Source organism: Streptomyces sediminimaris, assembly GCF_047049295.1.
Classification (GTDB): Bacteria; Actinomycetota; Actinomycetes; order Streptomycetales; family Streptomycetaceae; genus Streptomyces; species Streptomyces sediminimaris.
Window position 1 is genome coordinate 7,937,761 of record NZ_JBJWOT010000001.1, and the last position, 23,194, is coordinate 7,960,954.

Genomic DNA, 23,194 nt, shown 5'->3' on the forward strand with positions numbered 1-23,194 from the left:
CCGGCGTGGACAACCGTGCCGGCGCGGACATCGACGCCCGCCTGAGAGTGCTGCACACCACGCCGCCCGGCAGGCGGCGCGAAGCGCTGCGGGAGGAGGTGATCGCCTCGCTGCTCCCGCTGGCCCGGCGGCTCGCCCGGCGCTACCAGGGGCGCGGCGAACCGGACGAGGACCTCTACCAGGTCGCCTGTGTCGGGGTGGTCAAAGCCGTCGACCGCTTCGACCCCACCAAGGGGCACGCCTTCCTGTCGTTCGCCGTACCGACGGTGACCGGTGAGATCAAGTGCCACTTCCGGGACCGCACCTGGAACGTACGCGTGCCTCGCCGGATCCAGGAGGCGCAGGCACGCATCAGACACGCCCAGCTCGAGCTGGAGCAGCGCAGGCGTTCCGGGGAACGAGTGACCGCACGGGAACTGGCCCTGCACACCGGACTGCCGGAAGAGGACGTGACGGCGGCGCTGGAGGCGCGGGGCACCTACTTCGCCTACTCGCTCGACGCACCGCAGGCGGGCGGCGCCGACGTGCCGCTCGGCGAGACCCTCGGCGTGGAGGAGCGGGGCATCGACCTGGTCGTCGACTGCGTGGCACTGCGCAGCGTGGTGTACCGCCTCACCGACCGGCAGCGCCAGATCCTGTACCTGCGGTTCTTCCGGTCGATGACGCAGAAGCAGATCGGACTGATGCTCGGTCTGTCGCAGATGCACATCTCCCGGGTGCTCAGCACCACCTACGAGCAGCTGCGCAAGGAGCTGCTCTCCGCGGTGTGAGTCCCCGTGTCCCCCGTACGTCCGCCCGGCGGTCAGGAAGTACCCGAGTGAGCGGAATCCTGATCCTCCGCCTCCCAGCGCTCCGCGACCGCTCGGGCGAGCGGAGCCGGGGCGCCGACGGAGGACAGGTGACGCACCAGCGTGGCGGGCGCCGACGTGCTCAGCTCCTCCTCGCTGTAGCCGATGACCTGCCAGTGGGCCGCCGCGGCGACCACACCCCGCGGCAGGCCGAGCCCCACGGCCAGCGCGGACACCAGCCGCGGCTCCACCCGGAAGCCCTCGTCATTGACGATCTTGCCGAGCAGGGACTTGCTGGGGGACCACTGCGTCTCCGGGTCGACGGCGCGTTCCGCGAAATCCCTCAGGGTCCACCGTTTCCCCCTTCCTACGGCCGACTTGACCAGTTCGGTCAGGGCGTTTCGCTGGGCAGGGTATGCACTTCCCACTCGGAGTGACTCCCGTCGATCTGGAACGGTTCGGGATGAAGGCTAGTGGTCCATGTTCCCTGAGCGGACCTGGTGGATGGGGCCGAACCACCTCGGGCATCAGGCATGGCGGCGTCCGACGGGACCGGCGCCCAGATTATCGGATCAACGGAACCGGCGTGGGAGCTGGAAGAGACGGTGCGCCGCGTCGACGGCTGCCCGGTCGCCGCGGCGGCACCGTGTTCAACGACCATCATCAATAGGTTGCCGACGGCGAATGCGGCAAACCTGCCGACGACCGCCCGGGCACGGCTCGCTCACCGGGCCCCTGGATCAGGTGCGGCGGGGGTGTCCTCTCCCGCGCCGTCCCGGGGGAGGGGGACGGTGCACCAGGCCAGGGCGCCGTTGCCGCCGAATCCCCACCGGCCGTTCAGCCCGGCGACGACGCCGGCGATGAGGCGCAGGCAGGGACGTGTCCTGGGCACCGGCGGGCATCCTGACATCCAGTAGCCGACCACCTCGAGGCGCACACTCGGCCCTCCGGCGCCGCAGCGAAGGTGCAGACCGGCCTCAGGGCCGGTTCCGTGCCGTACGGCCAGGGCGAAGAACTCGGACACCACGAGTACGGCGTCCTCCAGCCGGGGCGCGGGCACACCGAGGGCCTCACCGAGCCAGATGCGCGTCAGGCTGCGCACGGTGGCGGCATGGGCGGCGTCGCGCGGCAGCCGCACGAAGGCGCACGGCACAGGTGGCTCGGACGGAGCCGGACCGACGGAGGGTACGGAGGGATGCGCCCTGGTGATCACGGAGTAGGCCTTCTGGTCGTACGCTGCCGGGGAAGGTGTGGTAGCCCGGCGTCGCCTCCGTAACCGGTTCCCGGCGGGGGAACGCGTGATCGATCGAACGCCCCGCGCCACGGCCCCGGCCGCCCGCCCCGCAACGCGCGCCTCCCCACCCGCCGGGCGCGCGGCCCCCGGTCCCCCCTTACCCGGACTCACGGACAAAGCCGCAGGTCACACTCTTCCGGCCAGGAGGAAGCCACGACCTTTGCATAGGGTAAACGAACCGGGGTACACGCTTCCCGCCCCACACGAAACCGTGGTCCGCCCAGCTCCCTCGTACCACACAATCGAAAAGCGGTTCTGCCCCTAGACCCAGGTCCCAACCGTCCTCGGGACACCGTGACCGTCGCCTGGCACGGCCGTCCCGGCAGGGAGAAGCCCCACGATGCCAGAGCAACAGAATCGGATAGACAAGATCGTTTCCCTTGGAGACGAGACCGCGCAGTTGCGGGACGCCGTTGTCTCCCACGCTGTCCTCAACCGGGCCATCGGCGTCGTGTCCGCCTGCTACGGCGTGCGCCCCGAGACAGGCCGGGAAGTCCTCGGAGAGGTCTCCCTCCGCTCGGACACCGAGCTGCTCGAAGTGGCGCGGCAGATCGTGCACTGGTCGCAGGGCGAGCGGCTGTCCCCGCAGGTCCGCCGCGGCCTCGACGACGCCTTCGAGCGCCGGAGGCCGGCCACGGAGTTATCCGGGCCGTCCGGGCATCCGCACACCTCCCCGGGCGGCCGGCCGCGCCGGTCGTCGGGGGAGGAGCTCCTGCACCGTATGGCCGGCTGCCCACCGGGGCCCGAGCGTGACGCCCTGCGGGAGCGGGCCGTCATCGCCTTCCTGCCCGTCGCCCGTACGCTGGCCCGCCGCTACGGCTCGCCCGTCGACAGCCGCGAAGACCTCGCCCAGGTTGCCTGCCTCGGCCTGGTCAAGGCGATCGACGGCTTCGATCCCGCCCGCGGCCACGCGTTCCTGTCGTACGCGGTACCCACCATCGACGGCGAACTCAAGCGCCACCTGCGCGACCACACCTGGCACGTCCATGTGCCGCGGCGGATACAGGACGAGCACCGCCGGGTACGGCATGCCCAGGAAGAGCTGCGCCGGGCCGGGCACGGCGACGGGGGCACTCTGCGTGATCTGCAGCGGCGCACGGGCATCGACGCGGACCGCCTCCAGCAGGTGCTGACGGCCGATCGGGCGCGCAACCCGAAGTCCATGGACGAGCAGACCGGTTGCGAGCAGGGCACCTCGTTGGCGCAGACGCTGGGCGGCGACGACCCGGCGCTCGAGCGGGTCACGGATCTGGTGGCCCTGGGCTCACTCATCCCCGAACTCCCCGACCGCGAGCGCCGCGTGCTCGGCCTGTACTTCTTCGGTTCCCACACCCAACGGGAGATCGCCACCGCGCTCGGCATCTCCCAGATGCAGGTCTCCCGCCTGCTGAGCCGGGTCTGTACGCACCTGCGGGAGAGACTCCTCGCGGGGTAGCCCCCGCGGGGCCGGCCGGTCAGGCGGCGTCCTCGTCCTCGAGGCCGGTGACGGTCCGTTCGAAACGTTCGTGCAGACGGTCTTGACGTTCGTGCAGACGGTCTCGCGCGCACCCGTGGACGGGTGCGCCACCGTGCGACGCCTGCCCGGGCGGACAGCACGGCCGCGGCGGGCACTCGCCCCGGGTGTGCTGCCCCGCCCGGTCCTCCTCGGCGAGGAGCCGGTGGTGCGCACGCCACTCGGAGCGCACCGCCCAGGCGAGGAACAGGGCGCCGTACAGCAGCACGAGGGCGAGCCAGGGCCGGTGGGCGGTGGCGAGCCGCAGGGAGCCGGCGCCGAGGGCGAGGGTGCACAGGAGACACACGCACGTGTAGCGCAGGTGACTGGTCACTTCGGGAACTCCGGGTTCGTTGAGAGCGCCGGGGAGCGGCGGGAGTCGGTGGTGCGAGCCGGTGTCAGCGGCGGCGCGCCGTGGGCCCCGTGCGGTGCCGGTGACGCGGCCCGGGGAGCAGCCAGGTGCCCAGGCCGCCGAGGACCACGCCGCTGACGTAGAAGGCGATCAGGTGGACGACGTACACGGCGTGCTCCCGCGGAGACCGGTCCGGCACGGATCGCCCCGTGGTTGAGCGATCCGCGGGCGTGTATGCGCGACAACGGGGGTGAATCACGCGAGGCGCCGGTTGACGCCGCCCCGGCCGGGCGGCGGCGGACCCCGCCGGTCGTGCTCAGTCCTGGGCGCCGCCGCCGCGCTCCGGTACGCCGGCACCCTCCTCGGTGGCGCGCCGGACGGCGCCGGTGTGGTGGGTCAGGGCGGCGACCGCGGGGTGGTGCAGGTCGAAGGCCGGGGATTCGGAGCGGATGCGGGGCAGGACGAGGAAGTTGTGCCGGGGCGGCGGACAGGAGGTGGTCCACTCCAGGGAGCGGCCGTGGCCCCACGGGTCGTCGGTCTCGACCGGGACTCCGTACCTGCCGGTCTTCCACACGTTGTAGAGGAACGGCAGTGTGGACAGGCCGAGCAGGAAGGAGCCGATCGTGGAGACCGTGTTGAGGGTGGTGAAGCCGTCGGCGGCCAGGTAGTCGGCGTACCGGCGCGGCATGCCCTCCGCACCGAGCCAGTGCTGGACCAGGAAGGTGGTGTGGAAGCCGACGAACAGCGTCCAGAAGTGCACCTTGCCGAGCCGTTCGTCGAGCATCTTCCCCGTGAACTTCGGCCACCAGAAGTAGAAGCCGGAGAACATCGCGAAAACGACCGTGCCGAAGACGACGTAGTGGAAGTGGGCGACGACGAAGTAGCTGTCGGTGACGTGGAAGTCGATGGGCGGGGAGGCCAGCAGCACCCCGGTCAGCCCGCCGAAGAGGAAGGTCACCAGGAAGCCGGCCGCCCACAGCATGGGCGTCTCGAAGCTCAGCGATCCCTTCCACATGGTGCCGATCCAGTTGAAGAACTTCACCCCCGTCGGCACGGCGATCAGGAAGGACATGAGGGAGAAGAAGGGCAGCAGGACCCCGCCCGTGGCGAACATGTGGTGGGCCCAGACCGTCACCGACAGCCCGGAGATGGCGATGGTGGCGCCGATCAGGCCCATGTATCCGAACATCGGCTTGCGGGCGAAGACCGGGATGACCTCGCTGATGATGCCGAAGAACGGTACGGCGATGATGTAGACCTCGGGATGGCCGAAGAACCAGAAGAGGTGCTGCCACAGCAGGGCGCCGCCGTTGGCCGCGTCGAAGACGTGCGCCCCGAATTTCCGGTCCGCCTCCAGCGCGAGCAGGGCGGCGGCCAGGACCGGGAAGACCATGATGACCAGGACGCTGGTCAGCATGATGTTCCAGGTGAAGATCGGCATGCGGAACATGGTCATGCCCGGCGCGCGCATGCAGACGATCGTGGTGAGGAAGTTGACGGCGCCGAGGATGGTTCCGAAGCCGGACAGGGCGAGTCCCATGACCCACATGTCACTGCCGACACCGGGGGAGTGGACGGCGTCGTTGAGCGGGCTGTAGGCGAACCAGCCGAAGTCGGCCGCGCCCTGCGGGGTGAGGAAGCCGCCGACGGCGATGAGCGATCCGAACAGGTAGAGCCAGTAGGCGAGCATGTTCAGCCGGGGGAAGGCGACGTCCGGGGCGCCGATCTGCAGCGGCATGATCCAGTTGGTGAAGCCGGCGAACAGCGGGGTGGCGAACATCAGCAGCATGATCGCGCCGTGCATGGTGAACGCCTGGTTGTACTGCTCCTTGGACAGGATCTGCAGTCCGGGCCGGGCCAGTTCGCTGCGCATCACCAGGGCGAGCACGCCGGCGAGCAGGAAGAACCCGAACGACGTGGTCATGTACAGGGAACCGATCTTCTTGTGATCCGTGGTGGTCAGCCAGTCGACCACCACCGACCCTCGCCGCGTCGCCCGGGGCGCTGTCCGGACCGGATTGGCCTCCACCGTCATGGTGCGGTCACCTCATCGCGCTAAGGGGGGTGGACAGCACCCGGAGGTATCCGAGGGAAGGGCCGACATGCATGGCATCTGATCGCGCGTCACGAGGCCCTGCTCCTGAGGGTCCGGTCATCACCGTGCGCGTGTTCGCCCCGTGGGGCGGAGGACGGGGAGCCGGGCGGCGTCGGCTGGGTCGCTGGGCCGCCGCCCTCGTGCCCTCAGCGGCCCGCCAGGGACAGCACGGACACGGGTGTGCGGAAGACGGCGCGTCCGTCGGCGAGGGCCAGCGGGCCGAGGCAGGCCCGGTAGTGGTGCCCGCACAGGAACAGATCGACCAGTCGTTCGTCCTCCCCGGGCACAAGGACCTTGACCAGGGGTGGCGCCGCGCAGCAGCAGGCGTGTTCGGGCCAGGCCGTCACACCGGTGTCCGGTCCGGACATCCCTTCGGCGGGGTCGTGCCACATGGTGGGAACTCCTTCGGCGATGCGGGCCGGAGCCGGACGCCCGGATCACGCCCGGGCGTTCGGAGGCCCGACGATCCGCTGCAACCCGGCCAGGACGCTCACCGACCCGGGCGGAAGTCGGCTTCGTCCCGACCGAGTTCCCTCGATCCGCCATCGGGAACCAGTGTGTGCCGCACTGCCCCGCTTCGCGCCGAACTCCTTGACCGGGGAGAGGATGGCCGAAACATGATCTGTGTCATGGTTGCCTCTGGCTTGGGCGGATACGCGGGAGATAAAGAATCCACGCGACAAGGGAAGAAGGTGGCCTCCATGGCCATGCACTCGCGCATCGAGGAACATCCCGACATCCAGGCCATGCGTGCGCGGGCCGCGGAGATCTCGGCGAAGCCGACCGCACAGGCGACGGAGGGGCTGACCCTGCTGACCGGCTTGTACCTGGCGATCTCTCCGTGGGTGGTCGGGTTCAACGGCAACCCGCTGGCCGTGAGCAACCTGGTCACCGGTATCGCCCTGGCCGTCCTGGCGCTGGGCTTCGGTTCGGTCTTCGAGCGGACCTTCGGCATGGGCTGGGCCGCGGCCGCCATCGGAGCCTGGGCGATCATCGCTCCCTGGGTGGTGCAGAACGCCTCGGCGACGACGGGCACCATCGCCAGCAACACCGCCACGGGTGCCGTCGCCGTCGTCCTCGGGCTGGCCACCACGGCGATGGCGCGCGGCCGGTAACGAGTCGCCCGGTCCACCGACGGGCCGCTGCGCGTGCCGATGTCCGGCGCGCACGGTGGCCCGTCGTTTCAATGGTGACCGGGCTTACCTCCCGATGCCGACGGCGTGCGGGAGAAGTCGGCCTTGCATCCGTCAGTGCCGTCGAGCGCGGCGTCAGGAGTGTCCTCGGCATGCCATGCGGGGACGAACGACAGCGGGAGGGGCGGGACCTGCCAGCCGGCGGCCGCCCACTGGACGATCCGATAGGTGGTCAGGCGGGCCGAGTCGACCGGTCGGCCGAGCAGCGCGTCGGCGATCTTGTGGCGGTCGTCCCGCTTGGCGTTGAGGCTTCCGTGCAGTGCCTGCACCTCGATGGCCTTGACGTCGGTCAGATGACCGGGCGGCACCGCGGCCGCGTCGGCGGTCGAAAGGAGGGCCAGCATCCTCGTGTGCGGTACCGGGCAGAGCATCCTGTCGCGGAAGAACGGGCCCTCGCGCATCACCGACCGTACGAACGGTTCGTCGGCGCTCACCGTCGAGCCGGTCCTCAGCCGTGAGAGCGCGGTCAGCATGCGCATCTCCCAGCCCAGCGCGATCCCCCAGCCGCTGTCCGCCGCGCGCGGCGGGTAGTGGATCCTGGCCGGCCGCACCAGCGGGCTGAGCAGCACCACCGTGTCGACGTGCGGGTGGGGGTGTTCCCGCAGATACGTGCGGGCGATGAAGGTGCCCTCGCTCTGGGCGAGGATCGCGACCTCGCGGCCGGTGCGCCGGTGGATCGTGTCGATCTGCCGGGCCAGCCGGTCGGCGAGCACCTTCAGGGACTGGTGGGTGGCCTTCGGCCGGTACGGGAGCGGGGCGCCGTCGTGGTACTGGCCGCGATAGGAGTAGTACGTGAAGGTCAGCGACGGGGGATAGTCGGGCATCCGGGTGCCGGTGTACGCGCTGTCGTACCCCTGGAGGTAGATCACCTGCCGCCCGTGCAGGGGGGAGAGGCGGTCGGCGCGGATCTTGTCGATTCCCGGCTGGGGCGGTCCCTGCTGCAGACCGATGATCTGGCTGCCGGCGCCCAGGATGAGGGCGGGGATGAGCGCGATGGCGAGCGGGGTGACGAAGGCCGGGACGACCGGCCTGCGGCGCTGTGCGACCGTGCGCACCAGCCAGGCCCACAGCCCGGCGTTGACCAGCCCGGACACGCCCGCGGCCGGCACCCTCCAGCCGCCGGGCGCCGCACTGACCGCCGTCGAGCCGGCGGTCAGCGACAGGAACGTCAGTAAGGCGATGCCCACGGTGATCGGTGAGGGGGGATACCGCCACCAGCCCGGGACGATCCCGCCGCGGTTGACCACCAGGGCCAGCAGGACCAGCGGCAGCATCGAGCTGAACACCAGCCAGGACAGGCTGGTGGCCGCGCCCATCGCGGCGATCGTCACCCAGGGCGAGAGCAGCACCACGAGCAACAGGACGCACAGCGCGTTCGAGGTCAGCAGACGCCGCAACGGCGGCCGGGCGGTGTCCGGTGGCCAGGCCAGCGTGACCAGGACGGTGTTGAGAAGGGTGCGGAAGACCACCAGCGCCACCAGTTCGCCGCCGAACGCCGCCCACGAGTCGTGGAAGACGAACACCCAGCGCAGGTCGTGGTAGACCCCGAAGGGCGGCGGCGCGGTCACCTGCGGGGCGATCCCCGCGATGGAGGGCACGCCGGCCCACGTCAGGAGTCCGGCCTCGGCCACCGGCAAGCCGGCGGCGAGCAGCATCACGGCGATGGCGCCGATCCGGCGCCGCTGTCGTTCCGTCACGCGCGGCGGAGTATCCGCACATCACGTCCCCGAACCCACTGCGGGGCGGGTGAGCCCGCCACCCGCGCGATCGGGCGGACCGGCGGCGCGGGGCGGGTGAGCCCGCCACCCGCGCGATCGGGCGGACCGGCGGGCCGCCGCCCTCGGCCCGGGACCGCGCTGCCCGACCCGCTCGTCCGCGCGGCGCCGTCGGGGAAGCCGGTCGTCGCCGTTTGGGCGCTTTCCTCGCAGGTAACCCCGGACAGGACGGATGACGCCAGTGCTCTGACACGGCGTCAGGCCGGGCCGCTGCGAGCGCGGTGCTCACCGGCGGCGAAGCCGAGAACCCACGCCCGCTCCCGCACTCGGAGAGTGCCTCGGGGGAGCGGTTCGCGAAGCGCGGTGACTGCCCGCCGACCCCGGGCAGCTCCGAAACCATCGAGGAGCATTGGTATGAAGGCTGTCGTGTGGCACGGACTGGGGGACATCCGCCTGGAGAACGTGCCGGAACCGACCATCAAGGACCCGTACGACGCGATCGTACGGATCACCGCGTCCGCCATCTGCGGCACCGACCTGCACTTCGTCCGCGGCACCATGCCCGGCCTGGAGGAGGGCCGCATCCTCGGCCACGAGGCCGTCGGCGTGGTGCAGGACGTGGGCCCGGGCGTGCGCAACTTCCGTCCCGGTGACCGCGTGGTGGTGCCCTCCACCGTCGGCTGCGGGACCTGCAGCTACTGCCGGGCGGGCTACTACGCGCAGTGCGACAACAGCAACCCGCACGGACCGCGGACGGGCACCACCTTCTTCGGCGGGCCGGAGGCGGCCGGCGGTCTCGACGGACTGCAGGCCGAGTACGCCCGGATCCCCTTCGCGCACGTCGGGCTGGTGCCCCTGCCGGACACCGTGGACGACGCCCAGGCCATCCTGCTCTCCGACATCTACCCCACCGCGTGGTTCGGAGCCCGGCTGGCCGGGGTCGGGCCCGGCGACAACGTGGCCGTCGTGGGAGCCGGCCCCGTCGGTCAGGCCGCCATCGCCTGTGCCCGCCTCCAGAACGCCGGACGGATCATCGTCGTCGACGGCGTGGCCGACCGCCTGGACATGGCCCGCAGCCAGCACGCCGAGACCGTCGACTTCAACGCCGAGGACCCGGTCGAGGCGGTGCGCGAGCTGACCGGCGGCATCGGCGTCGACCGCGTGATCGAGGCCGTGGGCGTGGACGCGCAGCGGCCGCGGCGTGGCCCGGCCGCGGAGGCCGTGCGCGAACAGGCCGGACAGTTCGACCACGAACGTGAGGAGGCCGTGCCCGAGCAGAACCCGGACGGAGACACCTGGGTGCCCGGCGACGCCCCGTCCCTGGCCGCCCGCTGGGCCGTGCAGATGGCCGCCAAGGCCGGCACGATCGGCACCATCGGGGTCTATCCGCCACAGGTGCAGCACTACCCGTTCGGTGAGGCGTTCATGAAGAACCTCACCCTGCGGGCCGGCAACTGCAACCACCGGCGCTACCTGCCGGAACTCGTCTCGATGGTCGCGACGGGACGCCTGGACCCCACACCGCTGGTCACCCGCTGGGGTGAGGAGCAGGACGCGATCGAGGCGTACCGCCGCTTCGACCGGCGCGAGGCGGGTTGGACCAAGGTCGCCCTGGGAGTCAGCGACGAAGGGTCGGTCGCCCCCGGCCTCGGCGAGGCGTCAGGCACCGGAACGGCGACCACCGCCGGCTCTCCCGGACCGTCCGCGGACGAGGCGACGAACGTCGGGACGAGCAGGCCCTGAGACCCGGGCCGCGGCCGTCCCGCGTGCCAGGACCGTGACGCCTCCGCGCCCACGGACCTGGCACCGTCGTGATCACGGCCCTGGCACCGTCGTGGCCAGGGCCACCGGAACACCGTAGAGCTGCCGGCCATCGGAGCGCAGGCGGCGTGCCGCCGAAGGGACTCACGGCACGGGGCGCGGCGCGCGGTGACCGAGCAGCCCCTGCCGCCGATCAGCCCTCCTCCTGGAGGCGGGCAACCACGCGGAAGCGCTCCAGGACGACCGGCGTGGCGTCGTGCACGGCGAAACCGGGGTCGCCGAGCGCCCGCCGTACGTCTTCACCGTGCCAGAACTCCTCGTGGGCGGCCCGCCACTCGTCCACGGCGGTGTGGCCCTCGCCTTCGTCCCGCACGTGGGCGACGTCCACGTCACGCAGCGGTACGACACGTACGCCGGTCACCTCGATGACGGCGACCGGACGGTGATCGGAGTCGACCACCACCGAGCGTTCACCGGCGGACGGCAACGGCTCCCCGTCGCGTTCGTAGTCGGTCAGCAGTGCGGTGGTCGCGGTCTTGGTCCCGTCGAGGATCGCGGCGACGAGCCGGTCGCGCAGCGGGCCCGGGAAGGCGAACTCGGCCCGGGGCAGCGCCTCCGGGTCCGGGCTCGGAGTGGGGTCGGCGGTCATGCGGCGACCCTAGCGCCGCCGCGTGACGCACTCCCGCCGAGCAGCCGTGGCCCGCCCTCACCCCACCTGGCGCAGCGCCTCGGGCGTGAGGTCCTTGAGGCTCGGGTAGCCGTCGACCGCCATGATCAGGTCGGCCTCGGCCAGGAGTGAGCGCAGCACGTGCTCGACCCCGTCGACCCCGCCGAGGGCCAGCCCGTAGCAGTACGGGCGGCCGATCCCCACCGCGGTGGCGCCCAGCGCCAGCGCCTTGATGATGTCCGCGCCGTCGCGGACCCCGGAGTCGAAGAGGACCGGGAGACCGTCGGCCGCCTCGAGCACGCCGGGCAGACAGTCCAGCGAGGCCAGGCCGCCGTTGGCCTGCCGTCCGCCGTGGTTGGAGCAGTAGACGGCGTCCACGCCGTGGTCCTTGGCACGGCGGACGTCGTCGGGGTGGCACAGGCCCTTCAGCATCAGCGGCAGGTCGGTCTCCGACCGCAGCCACTCCAGGTCCTCCCAGCGGAACGGCCCGCCGAAGATGGGCAGCGTGCGCACAGCGACCTCGGTGGCGTCGTCACCGGGTTCCAGCCGCCTGCGGAAGACGGGGTCGCTGGTGTAGTTGGCCAGGCAGCCGCTGGGGACCTGGGGGTAGTTGGAGCCGGACAGGTCCCGCGGCCGCCAGCCGGTGACCCAGGTGTCGAGGGTGACGGCGATGCCCCGGAATCCCGCGGCCTCGGCGCGGTGCACCAGGCTCGCCGCCAGCTCCCGGTCCGGCGGGGTGTACAGCTGGAAGAAGCCGGGCGTGTCGCCGAGTTGCGCGGCCACCTCCTCCATCGGGTCCGACGACAGGGTGCCGGCGAAGAACGGGACGCCGGTGCGCGCGGAGGCCCGCGCGCAGGCGAGGTCGCCGTGACCGTCCTGGGCGCACACCCCTATCACGCCGACCGGCGCCATGAACACCGGGGAGGGCAGCCGCACCCCCAGCAACTCGATCGACATGTCCCGTTCGGTGGGGGCCACCAGCATGCGCGGATACAGGCCCCAGCGCCGGAACGCCGCGCAGTTGGCCCGCTGGGTGTGCTCGTCGCCGGCGCCGCCGGCCACGTACCCCCGCACCTTCGGCGGCATGGCGGCCGACGCCTTCTCCTCCAGTTCCGTGAACGTGATGGGATACGGTGGCTGACGACCGTGCTGTCCCTGGTCGTACAGCTCTTCCTGATATGCGGCGAAGTCAGTCATGGCCGACGGGGTACCCGTCCGCGCCCGTGTCAGCGGCCCCGCGGGGAAGTCGCCCAGCCCACGGAGGCCGACGGGCCGGCGGGCCGACGGAGCGGACGCCGGAGCGGGCGGACCGGCTCCGGCTCGTGGGCCGCGTGGCGCCGTTCTGCCGCGGGTACTCAGGCGCGGTATCCGTCCGCCGACGTCGGCCGTAACGGTTCAGGGGCTTCCCGGAGGCCGGGTGCGCCTCGACCCGCCACGCGGGACAGGGCCGGGCGTCGTCAGCCCGCCCCGAACACCTTGTCCACCGCGTCCTCGGGCGTGTCCGACGACGGATCGACGATCAGTACGACCTCGTCACCGATGCTCAGGCGGGTGCCGGGACGCGGCGTGAGCAGCGTGCCGTTCCTGATCACCAGGGCGACCCAGAGGCCCTCCGGCAGGTCGAGTTCGGAGACCTTCCTGTCCACGGCCGGCGCGCCGGACCGGATGCGGGAGCGTCTGACGCCCTGCGGAGGGCTGCGGAAGCGCACCCCGAGAGGCCATGGCCGCAGCGGCGCCGCCTCTTGCATCGGCACACCGCAACGGCGGGCCAGCCAGGGGATGAGGGAGCCCTGAACGAGGATGGACGCCGCCACCACGACGAAGACGATGGCGTAGATGGAGCCGCCCGCGGAGGCGTGACCGGTGACCACGAAGCTGCCGAGGAGGATCGGCACCGCGCCCTTCAGCCCGGCCAGAGACAGGAACACCCGCTCTCCGGTGCGCAGCCGCACCGGCTGCAGCATGAGCATCAGGATCACCGGCCGTACGACCAGGAGGGTGAGTACGGCCATGACCGCGCCGTCGCTCCAGGCGTTGAGCTTGCCGAAGTCGCTCAGGGTGATGGTCAGGCCCAGTGCGGTGAAGGCGGCGATCTCGCCGAGACTGGCGAGCGCGTCGTGGAAGCGCTCGATCTCCCGCTCGAAGGGCACGTCGTGGCCGGCGAGCACCGCGCCGGTGACGAAGACGGCGAGGAAGCCCGACCCCTGGGCCACCGTCGCCAGGCCGTAGATCATCAGGGCGCCGGCCATCACGGCGAGGGAGTACAGGCCCTGGCCGGGCAGCCGGATGTGCTGCATCAGGCGCAGCAGCGCGAGCCCGCCGCCCACCCCGATCGCGGCTCCGACCGCGATCTGCTCCGCGAAGACGAGGGCGACGTGTCCCACGGCGGCGCCGCCCGTCCGGCCGCCGATCTCCAGCACGCCCGCCAGCAGGGCGATGCCGGCCGGGTCGTTCAGGCCCGCCTCGCCGTTCAGCAGGACGCCGGTGCGCCCGCCGATCTCCTTGCGCCCGAGGGCGGAGAACACGGCGGCGGGATCGGTGGGCGCCAGCGCGATGCCCAGCAGCAGGGCCGGATGCCAGTCGAAGCCCAGCAGCCCGTGGGCGAGTGCGCCGGTGGCCGCGGCGATCGCGACGGTGCCCGCGAGCCCCAGCCAGGACGCCGCCGTCAGCGAGGGCCGCAGCCGCCGCCAGCCCAGTGACGCCCCGCCGTCGAGGAGGACGAAGATCAGCGCGACCGTCACGACGCGCTGCACGGTCTCGATGGGGATGTGCCCCATGCCGGGCAGCAGATCGGACGCGAGGGCGGCGGCCAGCAGGAAGAAGGCCGGCGCGGGTACGCGCGTCCGCTCGCTGACCGGATGGAAGGTCAGGGCGGCGGCCATGACCGCTCCCGCCAGCAGCACGGCCCATCCGAGTGTCACGACTTCGTGCGTCATGCTGCGTGCTCTCCCTCGTGGAACGTCGGCATGCGCGAGTACCCGCGATGACCGTTCTCGCTCGATCAGGCCACTCGGGTGCGCCCGCCCGGTCCTGCACAACGGCCGGGGACACGCGACCCGCGGAGCCTGCCGCCGGTGGTCCACGGTGGTTCGGATCTGCCGTCGCTGACGGTGAGCTTCGCCGGGCGGCACCGCTGTCGGCCCGCCCGCTCGCCCCGGGGCGGGGGACGCGGCAGCACGCAGGTGCCGCCACCGCGGGCCGGGCGGGCAGAGGCCCGGGTGCCGTGCCCGGTCGGCGGCGCGGCGGTCGTGCCGCGCCGCGGAACGCGGCGGCCCTGCGCGGGGCGGTGCCGGGCGCGGGCGACGCGGGCGATGTGCGCGGCCGCCCGCACGGGACGCGAGCGTGGCACGCGGCGGCCGGGGCGTGCCCGCTGGGGCGCGGTCGCCGCGGCGTCCGCCGGCCGCGGGGTCGCGGGCGTCTGCGGGTGATCCGCCGGCACCTCGTGTTCCGGGGGTGCGGCGGGGGGCCGCGTGCGGTCGGGGGCGGGCTCGCCCGTGTGGCCCGCCAGCGCCTGCCGGAGCCGGGCGAGGCAGTTGCGGAGAATGCGGGAGACCTGCATCTGGGAGACGCCGATCGCGTCGGCTATCTGCTGCTGGGTGTGCTCCCGGTAGAACCGCAGATGCAGCACGTGGCGGTCTCGCTCGGGCAGGTCGCGTACGGCGGAGCCGAGCGTGACGGTGTCCACCACCCTGTCGAGGGCCGCGTCCTCGCGCCCCAGCAGGGCGAGGAGCGCCGTCCCCTCGCCGTCGTCCGGTTCCGCGTCCAGGGAGCGGGTGGAGCACTCCCGTACGGCGCGCAGCGTCGACTCCACGCGTGACACGTCCAGCCCCGTGTGGGCGGCGATCTCCGCGCTGGTCGGCGTGCGCCCGCACAGCCGCTGCTCGAGTTCCTCGACGGCCTGGAAGACCGGCCCGCGGGCCTCCTGCACCGGGCGGGGCAGGCGTATGTCGGTGCACCGGTCGCGCAGGTGCCGCTTGAGCTCTCCGACGATCGTCGGTACGGCGTAGGAGAGGAAGGCGTGCCCGCGCGCGGGGTCGTAGCCGTCCACCGCCTTCACCAGCCCCAGCGACGCGACCTGGAGAAGGTCGTCGAGGTCCTCGCCGCGATGGCGGAACCGCCGCGCCAGCCTGCGGGCCAGCGGCAGCAGCCGGCGGACGGCGTCGTCGCGCGCGGCCGCCCGGCCGGGACCGGGCGGCCGGACCGCCACGTCCCGCATCAGCGCGTCGACGCAGTCCGAGCAGAGTGCGCGGGCACCGTGGTGCTCACAGCTGGAACGGCTGCAGGGGGCTGAGAAGTGCATGATGCCTCGAGCGGGTCGTACGGACGGTCGACGCGGCCGGCGGTTCGGCCTCCCCGTTGCAGGTCGGCCCCGTGGAGCCGCCGCTTCCGGGAGTCACCCGGTGAACAGGCCGTGAAACGAACAGCCCCCGCGGCCACGCCCGTCCCGCACGCCGTGCACCCGCCGGGGCGCGGAGGCGGCATGCGCCGTCCACGCGCCCCGGCGGGGTGTCACCGTGCCAGCAACTCGGCCACGGCCCGCTCCAGTTCGGCCGGAGTCACCGCTCCGACCGCCCGCACGATGCCGCGCGCGTCGACCAGTACGTTGGTGGGGACGCCGGTGATGCCGAGCGCTGCGGCGTAGTCGCCGCTCTCGTCCAGCAGGACGGGGCCCTTGATGTCCCACACGTCGGCGAAGGCGAGCGCCTCGTCGCGCGCGTGGCGTGTTTCCCAGACGTTGACGGAGATGAAGTCCAGCCCGGACCGGGCGGTACGGCGGCGCAGTTCCTCGATGACCGGCGCCTCCGCGTTGCAGGGGCCTCACCAGCTCGCGAAGAAGTTGATCACGTATCGTTTCTCCGCCCACTCCCGTGTCGTGCGCACCTCGCCGGTGCGGGCGTCGGGCAGTGCGAACCCGGGGAGCGCCTTGCCGACCGCCGGATGCGTCTGCGGTCGCTCCGCGGCCGCGGGCAGCCAGGGCTTGTCCGCGAACGTCAGCGTGCCGCTGCCGGCGTTGGAGACGAGCAGCCGCCCCGAGGCCGGGTCGATCTGGCAGTCACCGGGGCCGTTGCCGACGGTGATGCGGTGGGTCTCCGTCCCGCGGGAGACGTCGACGGCGCTGACGGTTCCCGCGCCCCGGTTGCAGACGTACAGCCACTCGCCCCGCGGGGCCACGCACATGCCCACCGGGGCCTGCTCGACCCGCAGTTCGCCCAGGAAGTGCCCCGTCGCGAGGGAGAACCGCTGCACGGTGCTGTGCAGGGACCCCGCCACGTAGAGCTCGTCGGCGGCGGGGTTGGCGACGGTCTTGCACGGGCCCTCGCCGACGTCGATCCGCCGCAGGGGGAGCAGGGTCCGAGTGTCGAACACGGTCAGCGAGGCGGCCATGAAGTTCGCGCAGTATCCGCGCCCGCGTTCGGCGTCCACGGCGATGCTGCCCGCTCCGAGTTCGGCGGGGACGGTGCCGAGCAGAACCAGCCGGTCGGCGTCGATCGCGGTGATCGTGCCGGCCGCGGTGTTGCCGCAGAAGATCCGCCGCCGTTCCGGGTCGTGCCCGAGGCCGGCCGGGTAGGCGCCCTGCCCGACGTGGAGCCGGGCGATCCGCGCGCCGCTGTCGGCGTCGAGCACGGTGACGGTGTCCGAACGGGCGTCGGCGGTGAACAGCCGCCTGCTCGGCAGGTCCAGCACCACGGGGATGGGCTCCCGGCCCGTGTCCGCCCGCCACACCGGAACGTGGCGGTCGAGATCGACGGCGACCACCGCGTTGTCACGGGAGCACGCCACGTAGGCGCGGCGAGCCGCGCTGTCCACCGCGATGCCTTCGGGACCGGGGCCGACCCGTGGCTCCGCCAGCACCGTGTGCGCCCACTCGATCCTGCAGGCGGGGCCGTTCGGCCGAGGAGACGGGTTGCCAGTCATGGCCCCCTGTGTTCACGCCGGACCGCGAATCGAAACGGCGGGCTTCGCCTCGCCCCGGGACCGCGGGAAGCGTGAGGCGGCGGCGCCGGTCGACGGGACGGCGGTGAACGGGAGCCGGAACGGCAGTGAGCGTTTCAGGCATATCGGGTGAGGTGACTACCGGGGGTCCGGAGGGGCCCGGTGCGGCGCGGTCCCTCGTGCTCGGAAGGAGTTGCGATGACCTCGCAAGCACAGCCGCCTGCACCTCATGGGATGGATGACCCTGATGGTTACGAGGCGTGGCAGGCGCGCAGCAGGCTGGTTCTGACGCCGGTGGCGGCGCCGTCGATCCTGGGGCTGTTCGGTTTCGGTGCGGCGACGTTCACGGTGGCCTCGAATCTGGCCGAGTGGTGGGGCAACGCGGTGACCTCGCCGGTGGTCCTGGCCCCGTTCGCGATCTTCCTCGGGGGGCTGGCGCAGTTGCTGGCGGGGATGTGGGCCTATCGGGCGCGGGACGGTCTGGCGACGGCGATGCACGGTATCTGGGGGGCGTTCTGGCTGGCGTGGGGTCTGCTGATGCTGCTGACGGCGACCGGGGTGCTCTCTCCGGTGCTGCTGGACAGTCAGGCGCTGGGGTTCTGGTTCATCGCGCTGGGTGTGATCACGTTGTTCGGGGCGCTGGGGGCGACGGCGCAGAACATGGGGTTGTTCCTGACGCTGATCCTGCTGACGGCGGGGGCGGGGCTGCTGGCGGCGGCGTACATCGGTACGTTGCACAATGTGCGGATCGCGGCCGGGTGGGTGCTGGTGGCTTCGAGTGCGGCCGCCTTCTACACGGCCGGTGCGATGCTGCTGGAGCAGTCCTTCGGCGGGCGGGTGGTGCTGCCGCTGGGCAAGTGGAGTCTGAGCGGCAACGTGCCCGGGCGCCGGGTGGTGCGCGACATCGGCTACAGCGCGGGGATGCCGGGCGCACGCGCGGGCCAGTGACCGGGCACCGACCGGCCGGGACCGGCACTTGACGACGGCGCTCGCGTCAGTGCGCCAGCGCCTGCTGGACGGCGACGGTGATGGCCATCTCTCCCGCGGCCGTCGGGTGCAGGGGCGCGGCGTCGGCCGGCCCCTGCACATACGGCTGCCCGCTGCACAGCCCGTGACCTGAGAAATCGGGCCGCACCGGGGTGAAGCCCTGGGCCCTGGCGCCCAGGCGCAGCACCTTGTTGAGCGCCGCGAGACGCGAGCGCAGCACCCGTACCTTGTCCTTGGTGACCCCTTCGTCGTGCAGGCAGCCGATGTCCGGGCCGAAGGGGTCGTAGTACTCGTCGATGAGCACCTCCGGGTGCTGCGGCAGCGCGGCGAGCTGGCCGAGCAGCCGGCGGTAGTCCAGGGCGAAGCCGGTGAGCCGGTCCTGGAAGAAGGCGCGGGACGCCTTGTCGTCGCAGGAGCGTGCTTTCATGCAGAGGCCCACGAGGTCGGCCCACCGGACGTCGTTGGCGCCGACGCTGACGATGACGACCGAGGCCGAGCTCGCGCGTTCGGCCTCCGCCAGCTGCGGCGGCGCCACCTTCTCGCCCAGGATCTGCACACCGAGGATGCCGTCCCGCACGGTGGCCCCGGCGCACGCCAGGTTCAGTACGTCCCAGTGCTTCGCACCGGCCAGGACGCGGGCGTAGGAGTCCGCGCTGCGGCGGCAGGCGGTGTCCAGGGCGTCGGGGTGGGGCAGCGGCCGGTTCCCGGTGCCCGCGGCGGTGGAGTCACCGAGGACGACCGCGTGCACGCCGGTCAGCGCGGGACCCTGTGCCTTGGGCACCGGGGCGGCGGGGCGCCGTCCCACCAGATCCGCCAGTGAGTGCACATGCCGCAGTGCCTGGGGGGTCTGACCGGCCAGCAGATAGAAGCCGGTGGCGTTGACGGCCACCACGACCGCCGCGCCGGAGGCGAGCACTCCGAGGGCCCGGCGCCGCGGTATGCGGCGCACACCGGTCCAGGCCAGCAGGACGAGCAGGGCCAGCCCCACGGCCACCGCGGTCTCGCACAGGCCGTACAGCAGCCAGCCGTCCGCGAGGTGCCGGCCCGTCACCAGCCGGAGCTTCTGGTGGTCGCCCGAGTGCAGCAACTCCGCGACCTGGGCGTCCTCGGCGATGTGGGTCAGTTTCAGGCGCGGGCGGATCGGTCCGTCGAAGGTGATGGTGGTGGGCAGTGACTGGCCGAACAGGTCCAGGACGCCGGGCCCGGACATCCGCCATTCCAGTGGAGCCGCACCCACCTCGATCGACTGACCGGCCACCGACACCGACTGCAGCGGGGTGATCCGCACGGCCAGCGAGATCGCCGCGAAGGCCAGCAGGAGCAGGCCGCAGCCGTAGAGAGCCGTGGTCGCCGTCCGGCGCCAGAGTTCTCCCGGCCGCCTGATCCACCGCATCCGTTTCCGCACCTTTCATCCATGCCGAGCTGGTCCCTCGTGCCCGACAGCGCGAGGCGACGGAGCGACGGAGGAGAGGTGTCGGGGTTCCCGATCGTGCAAGAGCTATCCGTCCCGCGACGCGGTACGGCCCGCGGCGGGCGGTCCCGGCCGCGCGACCCGGCCGGCGCCCTTCACCGATCGGGCGCGGCGTCGCGCGGGGGCGTCACCCCGGCCCCCCTGGCCAGCCGGGCGGGACGGGGCGGTGGGCAGGGGGTCCGGGACATGCCCAGGACCTCCTCCAGGTCCTCGATGGAGGAATGCATTCGCTCGACCCGGCGAACGCGTTCGTACGCCGTCTCCGGGGGCTTCGCCATGATCATGAACCGGCTGAGGCGGTAGGCCGCGTAGCAGGGCACCGTCAGCGGCCAGGCCAGGCCGAACAGGAACGCCGAGGCGGCGGCCGTGTCACGGCTGTGGCTCTCGAACCGCGCGACCGGGTCCTGGCCGCACGGGCATCGGCTGTCCCGCGCGATCTGCCGAGTCCGCTGCACCCCGTAGGAGCACCGGGCGGCGGTCAGCGCGCAGAGTACGTATCCGGCCAGGAAGGCCGACACTGCCCAGAGCTCCATTCAGGCGGCCTCCTCTCGGTCGGCGGGTGGCGTCAGTGGGCCACGGGCGCGCCGGTCCCTGTGGTATCCCGTCGGCCACGGTCGGAAACAGGGGCCGTCGGCGCCAGGGTGACCACGGCAGAAGCCTGCGCGATTCACGGCCCTCGTGGTGGCGGCGCCGCAGAGGCCCGGCGTACCGCGGGGGCTGGGGCCGCCGTTCCCGCCCGGGGCGCGCCCGCCCGTTGCTCTCACCCGTTCGTCACCTTCCCCGGAGGCTGTGCGTGGGGGCCGGACGTCAGCAGGGCGAGTGGGGGAGCGATGGCGAGGACGAGGGCCAGGCCGACGAGCATGCCGTACAGGGGCGGACCCGGGCGGGCGATACCGGAGGTGATCAGCAGGGCGGTGGCCGCGGCCGGGGGGTGATGAGCGCCGAGCAGGTGCAGGAGGAGCAGGGTCAGCCCCACGGCGACGGCCTGGGCACCGATCTGGCGGGCGGTGTCGTGCTTCTGCTGGGCGATCGACGGATGGCTCCACAGGCCGAAGGCGGCCAGACAGGCCAGCCCGGCGGCGGTCGCGGAGGCATGGCCCAGCAGCGCCGCGCGCAGCCGCCCGGCTTCGCTCTGCGGTTGGGCCAGCAGCATGTACGCCGTCGGGCCCACGGTGGTGGTCAGCGCCACCCAGCCGATCCAGCGCCCGATGCCGCCGACCGTGGCGAGCAGCGCGCCGGACAGCACGAAGAGCCGCAGGCCGGCGAGGAGGCGGGGGCGCAGGGTCGACCCGGATCGCTGCTCGGCCGGGGCATGCGTCGTCATGGACGATCTCCTTCCGGACGGTGGGCCCGAGTTCCCCAGGCGGGCCGCGCAGTCCCCTGTCGGTCCGTCGGCGGTCGCCGTGATCGCCTGGTGTGCGTCGGCCGACGGGAATGCCGGCGGTGAGCGGGCGGTGCTCCACGTGCCGGTCGGCCCCGGGCGAACTCGTGTGCGTACCGCGTCCTCGCCCCGACACCGTTCCTCGGGCCGGGCGGGTTCAGCCTGGTGGATCTCGCCGGTCGGGCTCGGCGGCGGAGTCGTCACGCGCGAGCATGATCATGCCGCACAGCGCGAGCAGAATGAGCGCCGAGCCGGAGGCCACCTGGTTGGCGCCGATCACGGCGGTCGCGTCGCTGTTGTCGTAGCCGCCGAAGAAAGCGGCGATGATCAGCCCCGCGCCGACGAGGAGCACGAGCAGGTCGGACGACCGGCCGCGGGGGTGGGACAGCCGGACCACGGCCGTGATGGTGACGATGACACTGGCGCCCACCTCGACGAGGTGCGGTCCCCTGGTGGTCTCCGGGTAGGGCAGCACCCACAGGCACAGGTACAGCCAGACGCCGACCAGCAGCATGAGCACGCTGAGCGGGCCGTCGCGGACCGCGGGGGGCCGGACGCGGCGTGCCGTCGCCTGCGAGCTCGTCGTAAGGGAAGCGGGAGACTTGTTGTTCACACCATCCGGTTATCCGTCCCGTCGTGTGCCAATCCCCGATCCCGCCTTTGCCGGGCGGTGCCCGCGGTCAGGGATGACGTCCGGGCCGGACCGCGGACACCTGGAACACGTCGCCGCAGACCCGGAACGACCGGGCGTCGGTCCGCAGGGCCCAGGTGGAGCCCGGCGGATAGGCCTGCAGCCGGTCCGCGGGCTGCCAGCAGGGGTGGTCGGAGACGCCCTTGTTCACGGTGTGCAGCGCCGCGTAGGCGGCGGCTCCCGGTGCCAGTTCGACGCTCGGCCTCATCGGGCCCTCGCGGTGCGCCGGCCTGCCGATCCGGTGCCCGGACCGGTCGATCAGTGACACGCCGGGATAGCCCCGCAGGACGCACGGGGAGGAACCGGTGTTGGTGAAGACCAGGGGTGCGTACAGGTTTCCCGCCGCCGGTGACAGCCGTCCCAGGGAGAGGCGGAGGTGGTCGCGGGCGCAGTGCGCGGCGCCGGCCGAGGACGCGGCGGACGGTGATCCGGTGGCGTGGCCGGACGAGGCGGTCGTCCCGGCCGTGGGCGTGGCCGTGGCGGTGGTCCCGGCCGTGTCCGTGGGCGTGGTCACGGCTGTCGACGTCCCGCCGGACGAGGCGGACGAGGCGCCGTCCCCGCAGGCCGCGAGCAGGGCGAGGGCGGTCACGGTCAGGGCACCGACCGAGCCGAGGCGGGCTCGGCGGGAGTGCCTCCGGGGGTGGTCGGGCATGGGGCTCCTTCCCTTACTCACGAGGCCGGCGGGAGGCGCAGCACCTGGTGCCGGTAGTCCAGGGTGATCGAACCGAAGTCGCTGAGCACGTCCGAGCCCAGCAGGCCGCGAACGCCCTCGCTCCGGAAGGCGGTGCCGCCGAAGTCGACGGCCGTGGCCCGGGCCGTGTCCAGCCGTACGCTCCCGGCCCGCCAGTCGCGCAGCCGTACGACGGGGACCTTGTCCTTGCCGACCACCCCGCTGATCTGCTGGCGCTCGCCGGTCCTCGGCAGGTTCAGACGCTGGGCGAGGCTCTTGTCGACGGCGCTGGACGAAGCACCGGTGTCGAGGACGAAGAGGTAGGGGCCACTCCCGTGAATGGAGACTCTGAGCAGGACGATCGTCTGTCCGCCGTGCGTCACCACCTTGACCGGGACCGACCGGCTCCGGCTCGTCGAGGAGGCCGGCGACGCCGATCCGGCGGTGCCGCCTCCCCCCGAACACCCCGCCAGCAGCGCGGCGGACAGGCACAGCGCGACGCCACCGCCCACGACCCGCCGGTAGACGCCACCGCTCACGACCCGCCGGTAAGGGGGGGCACGGTGAGCAGACATGACGGACTCCTCGTTCGCTCGGACATCCCTCGGCGCGCACCGTACGTGCCGGCCGGCAGCGGCGCGTCGGCCGGCTGCGGATCGCCGGTCCGGGACGGGGCCGGTGATCCCGGTCGGGGGCGGCCGCG

General features: G+C 72.6%; 23 protein-coding genes and 1 pseudogene. 5 read left to right on the top strand and 19 right to left on the bottom strand.

What is annotated here, in order from left to right; translation table 11 throughout:
- The first annotated feature begins 5 nt into the window (after positions 1–5).
- The gene (locus tag ACJ9NR_RS36365) at positions 6–770 is read left to right on the top strand and encodes a SigB/SigF/SigG family RNA polymerase sigma factor (RefSeq protein ID WP_412512753.1); all 765 of its coding nucleotides are present in this window, start codon (positions 6–8) and stop codon (positions 768–770) included.
- 32 nt (positions 771–802) lie between these two features.
- Here ACJ9NR_RS36365 and ACJ9NR_RS36370 read toward each other — a convergent pair whose 3' ends face one another.
- Positions 803–1,216 carry a hypothetical protein gene (locus ACJ9NR_RS36370; protein ID WP_412492556.1) on the bottom strand — a complete coding sequence of 138 codons (414 nt, stop codon included), beginning with the start codon at positions 1,214–1,216 and terminating at the stop codon, positions 803–805.
- A gap of 296 nt (positions 1,217–1,512) precedes the next feature.
- Positions 1,513–1,926: an ATP-binding protein gene (locus ACJ9NR_RS36375; RefSeq protein ID WP_412512754.1), complete on the bottom strand. Its 414-nt coding sequence runs from the start codon at positions 1,924–1,926 to the stop codon at positions 1,513–1,515.
- A 496-nt stretch (positions 1,927–2,422) separates the two neighbouring features.
- Between ACJ9NR_RS36375 and ACJ9NR_RS36380 the strand changes: the two genes are divergently transcribed.
- Complete coding sequence (locus ACJ9NR_RS36380; RefSeq protein ID WP_412492558.1) at positions 2,423–3,517, top strand: sigma-70 family RNA polymerase sigma factor; 1,095 nt, start codon at positions 2,423–2,425, stop codon at positions 3,515–3,517.
- Between the two features lie 19 nt (positions 3,518–3,536).
- On the opposite strand, the gene ACJ9NR_RS36385 is transcribed toward ACJ9NR_RS36380, so the two are convergent.
- The 4 genes from ACJ9NR_RS36385 to ACJ9NR_RS36400 all read right to left on the bottom strand — a co-directional run bounded on the left by ACJ9NR_RS36385 (position 3,537) and on the right by ACJ9NR_RS36400 (position 6,413).
- On the bottom strand, positions 3,537–3,908 hold the full coding sequence (locus ACJ9NR_RS36385) for a hypothetical protein (protein WP_412492559.1): 372 nt from the start codon (positions 3,906–3,908) through the stop codon (positions 3,537–3,539).
- A 64-nt stretch (positions 3,909–3,972) separates the two neighbouring features.
- Positions 3,973–4,125, bottom strand: a complete 153-nt coding sequence (locus tag ACJ9NR_RS36390) for a hypothetical protein (RefSeq protein WP_412492560.1) — start codon at positions 4,123–4,125, stop codon at positions 3,973–3,975.
- A gap of 117 nt (positions 4,126–4,242) precedes the next feature.
- Positions 4,243–5,961 carry an aa3-type cytochrome oxidase subunit I gene (gene ctaD, locus ACJ9NR_RS36395; protein ID WP_412492561.1) on the bottom strand — a complete coding sequence of 573 codons (1,719 nt, stop codon included), beginning with the start codon at positions 5,959–5,961 and terminating at the stop codon, positions 4,243–4,245.
- A gap of 206 nt (positions 5,962–6,167) precedes the next feature.
- A complete protein-coding gene (locus tag ACJ9NR_RS36400; RefSeq protein WP_412492562.1) occupies positions 6,168–6,413 on the bottom strand; it encodes a hypothetical protein in 246 nt (81 codons plus the stop codon).
- A gap of 309 nt (positions 6,414–6,722) precedes the next feature.
- On the opposite strand from ACJ9NR_RS36400, the gene ACJ9NR_RS36405 reads away from it, so the two are divergent.
- Positions 6,723–7,136, top strand: coding sequence for an SPW repeat protein (locus ACJ9NR_RS36405; protein ID WP_412492563.1), 414 nt, complete (start codon positions 6,723–6,725; stop codon positions 7,134–7,136).
- A gap of 68 nt (positions 7,137–7,204) precedes the next feature.
- On the opposite strand, the gene ACJ9NR_RS36410 is transcribed toward ACJ9NR_RS36405, so the two are convergent.
- Positions 7,205–8,911, bottom strand: coding sequence for an alpha/beta fold hydrolase (locus tag ACJ9NR_RS36410; protein ID WP_412492564.1), 1,707 nt, complete (start codon positions 8,909–8,911; stop codon positions 7,205–7,207).
- A gap of 432 nt (positions 8,912–9,343) precedes the next feature.
- On the opposite strand from ACJ9NR_RS36410, the gene ACJ9NR_RS36415 reads away from it, so the two are divergent.
- Positions 9,344–10,672 (top strand): zinc-dependent alcohol dehydrogenase, encoded by a 1,329-nt coding sequence (locus ACJ9NR_RS36415; RefSeq protein WP_412492565.1) that lies wholly within the window; start codon positions 9,344–9,346, stop codon positions 10,670–10,672.
- Positions 10,673–10,883: 211 nt separating this feature from the next.
- Here ACJ9NR_RS36415 and ACJ9NR_RS36420 read toward each other — a convergent pair whose 3' ends face one another.
- The 6 genes and pseudogenes from ACJ9NR_RS36420 to ACJ9NR_RS36445 form a co-directional block, all read right to left on the bottom strand.
- The gene (locus ACJ9NR_RS36420; protein ID WP_412492566.1) at positions 10,884–11,339 is read right to left on the bottom strand and encodes an ASCH domain-containing protein; all 456 of its coding nucleotides are present in this window, start codon (positions 11,337–11,339) and stop codon (positions 10,884–10,886) included.
- Between the two features lie 57 nt (positions 11,340–11,396).
- Positions 11,397–12,554: an alpha-hydroxy-acid oxidizing protein gene (locus tag ACJ9NR_RS36425; protein ID WP_412492567.1), complete on the bottom strand. Its 1,158-nt coding sequence runs from the start codon at positions 12,552–12,554 to the stop codon at positions 11,397–11,399.
- Between the two features lie 260 nt (positions 12,555–12,814).
- Complete coding sequence (locus tag ACJ9NR_RS36430; protein ID WP_412492568.1) at positions 12,815–14,293, bottom strand: cation:proton antiporter domain-containing protein; 1,479 nt, start codon at positions 14,291–14,293, stop codon at positions 12,815–12,817.
- A 65-nt stretch (positions 14,294–14,358) separates the two neighbouring features.
- Positions 14,359–15,657 (bottom strand): SigB/SigF/SigG family RNA polymerase sigma factor, encoded by a 1,299-nt coding sequence (locus ACJ9NR_RS36435; RefSeq protein WP_412492569.1) that lies wholly within the window; start codon positions 15,655–15,657, stop codon positions 14,359–14,361.
- A 209-nt stretch (positions 15,658–15,866) separates the two neighbouring features.
- Positions 15,867–16,163, bottom strand: a pseudogene (locus tag ACJ9NR_RS36440) (TlpA family protein disulfide reductase); the annotation flags it as partial.
- A gap of 12 nt (positions 16,164–16,175) precedes the next feature.
- Entirely contained in the window at positions 16,176–17,273 is a 1,098-nt protein-coding gene (locus ACJ9NR_RS36445; RefSeq protein WP_412492570.1) for a YVTN family beta-propeller repeat protein, read from the bottom strand.
- A 216-nt stretch (positions 17,274–17,489) separates the two neighbouring features.
- Between ACJ9NR_RS36445 and ACJ9NR_RS36450 the strand changes: the two genes are divergently transcribed.
- Positions 17,490–18,239 carry an acetate uptake transporter gene (locus ACJ9NR_RS36450; protein ID WP_412491058.1) on the top strand — a complete coding sequence of 250 codons (750 nt, stop codon included), beginning with the start codon at positions 17,490–17,492 and terminating at the stop codon, positions 18,237–18,239.
- Between the two features lie 46 nt (positions 18,240–18,285).
- Here the strand turns inward: ACJ9NR_RS36450 and ACJ9NR_RS36455 are convergent, their stop codons facing one another.
- The 6 genes from ACJ9NR_RS36455 to ACJ9NR_RS36480 form a co-directional block, all read right to left on the bottom strand.
- A complete protein-coding gene (locus ACJ9NR_RS36455; RefSeq protein ID WP_412492572.1) occupies positions 18,286–19,671 on the bottom strand; it encodes an SGNH/GDSL hydrolase family protein in 1,386 nt (461 codons plus the stop codon).
- A gap of 173 nt (positions 19,672–19,844) precedes the next feature.
- Positions 19,845–20,282: a hypothetical protein gene (locus ACJ9NR_RS36460; protein ID WP_412492573.1), complete on the bottom strand. Its 438-nt coding sequence runs from the start codon at positions 20,280–20,282 to the stop codon at positions 19,845–19,847.
- Between the two features lie 227 nt (positions 20,283–20,509).
- Entirely contained in the window at positions 20,510–21,073 is a 564-nt protein-coding gene (locus tag ACJ9NR_RS36465; protein WP_412492574.1) for an HPP family protein, read from the bottom strand.
- 214 nt (positions 21,074–21,287) lie between these two features.
- On the bottom strand, positions 21,288–21,743 hold the full coding sequence (locus tag ACJ9NR_RS36470; RefSeq protein ID WP_412492575.1) for an SPW repeat domain-containing protein: 456 nt from the start codon (positions 21,741–21,743) through the stop codon (positions 21,288–21,290).
- A gap of 67 nt (positions 21,744–21,810) precedes the next feature.
- Entirely contained in the window at positions 21,811–22,473 is a 663-nt protein-coding gene (locus tag ACJ9NR_RS36475) for a DUF4232 domain-containing protein (protein WP_412492576.1), read from the bottom strand.
- Positions 22,474–22,490: 17 nt separating this feature from the next.
- The gene (locus ACJ9NR_RS36480) at positions 22,491–23,066 is read right to left on the bottom strand and encodes a retropepsin-like aspartic protease (protein ID WP_412492577.1); all 576 of its coding nucleotides are present in this window, start codon (positions 23,064–23,066) and stop codon (positions 22,491–22,493) included.
- Between the last annotated feature and the right edge of the window lie 128 nt (positions 23,067–23,194).

Bases quoted from the DNA above. Each gene is read 5' to 3' on its own strand.
- ACJ9NR_RS36420 (WP_412492566.1), bottom strand. From the start codon at position 11,339: ATGACCGCCGACCCCACTCCGAGCCCGGACCCGGAGGCGCTGCCCCGG.
- ACJ9NR_RS36450 (WP_412491058.1), top strand. From the start codon at position 17,490: ATGACCTCGCAAGCACAGCCGCCTGCACCTCATGGGATGGATGACCCT.
- ACJ9NR_RS36465 (WP_412492574.1), bottom strand. From the start codon at position 21,073: ATGACGACGCATGCCCCGGCCGAGCAGCGATCCGGGTCGACCCTGCGC.
- ctaD (WP_412492561.1), bottom strand. From the start codon at position 5,961: ATGACGGTGGAGGCCAATCCGGTCCGGACAGCGCCCCGGGCGACGCGG.
- ACJ9NR_RS36405 (WP_412492563.1), top strand. From the start codon at position 6,723: ATGGCCATGCACTCGCGCATCGAGGAACATCCCGACATCCAGGCCATG.
- ACJ9NR_RS36425 (WP_412492567.1), bottom strand. From the start codon at position 12,554: ATGACTGACTTCGCCGCATATCAGGAAGAGCTGTACGACCAGGGACAG.
- ACJ9NR_RS36475 (WP_412492576.1), bottom strand. From the start codon at position 22,473: ATGCCCGACCACCCCCGGAGGCACTCCCGCCGAGCCCGCCTCGGCTCG.
- ACJ9NR_RS36480 (WP_412492577.1), bottom strand. From the start codon at position 23,066: ATGTCTGCTCACCGTGCCCCCCCTTACCGGCGGGTCGTGAGCGGTGGC.
- ACJ9NR_RS36435 (WP_412492569.1), bottom strand. From the start codon at position 15,657: ATGCACTTCTCAGCCCCCTGCAGCCGTTCCAGCTGTGAGCACCACGGT.
- ACJ9NR_RS36400 (WP_412492562.1), bottom strand. From the start codon at position 6,413: ATGTGGCACGACCCCGCCGAAGGGATGTCCGGACCGGACACCGGTGTG.
- ACJ9NR_RS36460 (WP_412492573.1), bottom strand. From the start codon at position 20,282: ATGGAGCTCTGGGCAGTGTCGGCCTTCCTGGCCGGATACGTACTCTGC.
- ACJ9NR_RS36455 (WP_412492572.1), bottom strand. From the start codon at position 19,671: ATGCGGTGGATCAGGCGGCCGGGAGAACTCTGGCGCCGGACGGCGACC.
- ACJ9NR_RS36445 (WP_412492570.1), bottom strand. From the start codon at position 17,273: ATGACTGGCAACCCGTCTCCTCGGCCGAACGGCCCCGCCTGCAGGATC.
- ACJ9NR_RS36415 (WP_412492565.1), top strand. From the start codon at position 9,344: ATGAAGGCTGTCGTGTGGCACGGACTGGGGGACATCCGCCTGGAGAAC.
- ACJ9NR_RS36380 (WP_412492558.1), top strand. From the start codon at position 2,423: ATGCCAGAGCAACAGAATCGGATAGACAAGATCGTTTCCCTTGGAGAC.
- ACJ9NR_RS36430 (WP_412492568.1), bottom strand. From the start codon at position 14,293: ATGACGCACGAAGTCGTGACACTCGGATGGGCCGTGCTGCTGGCGGGA.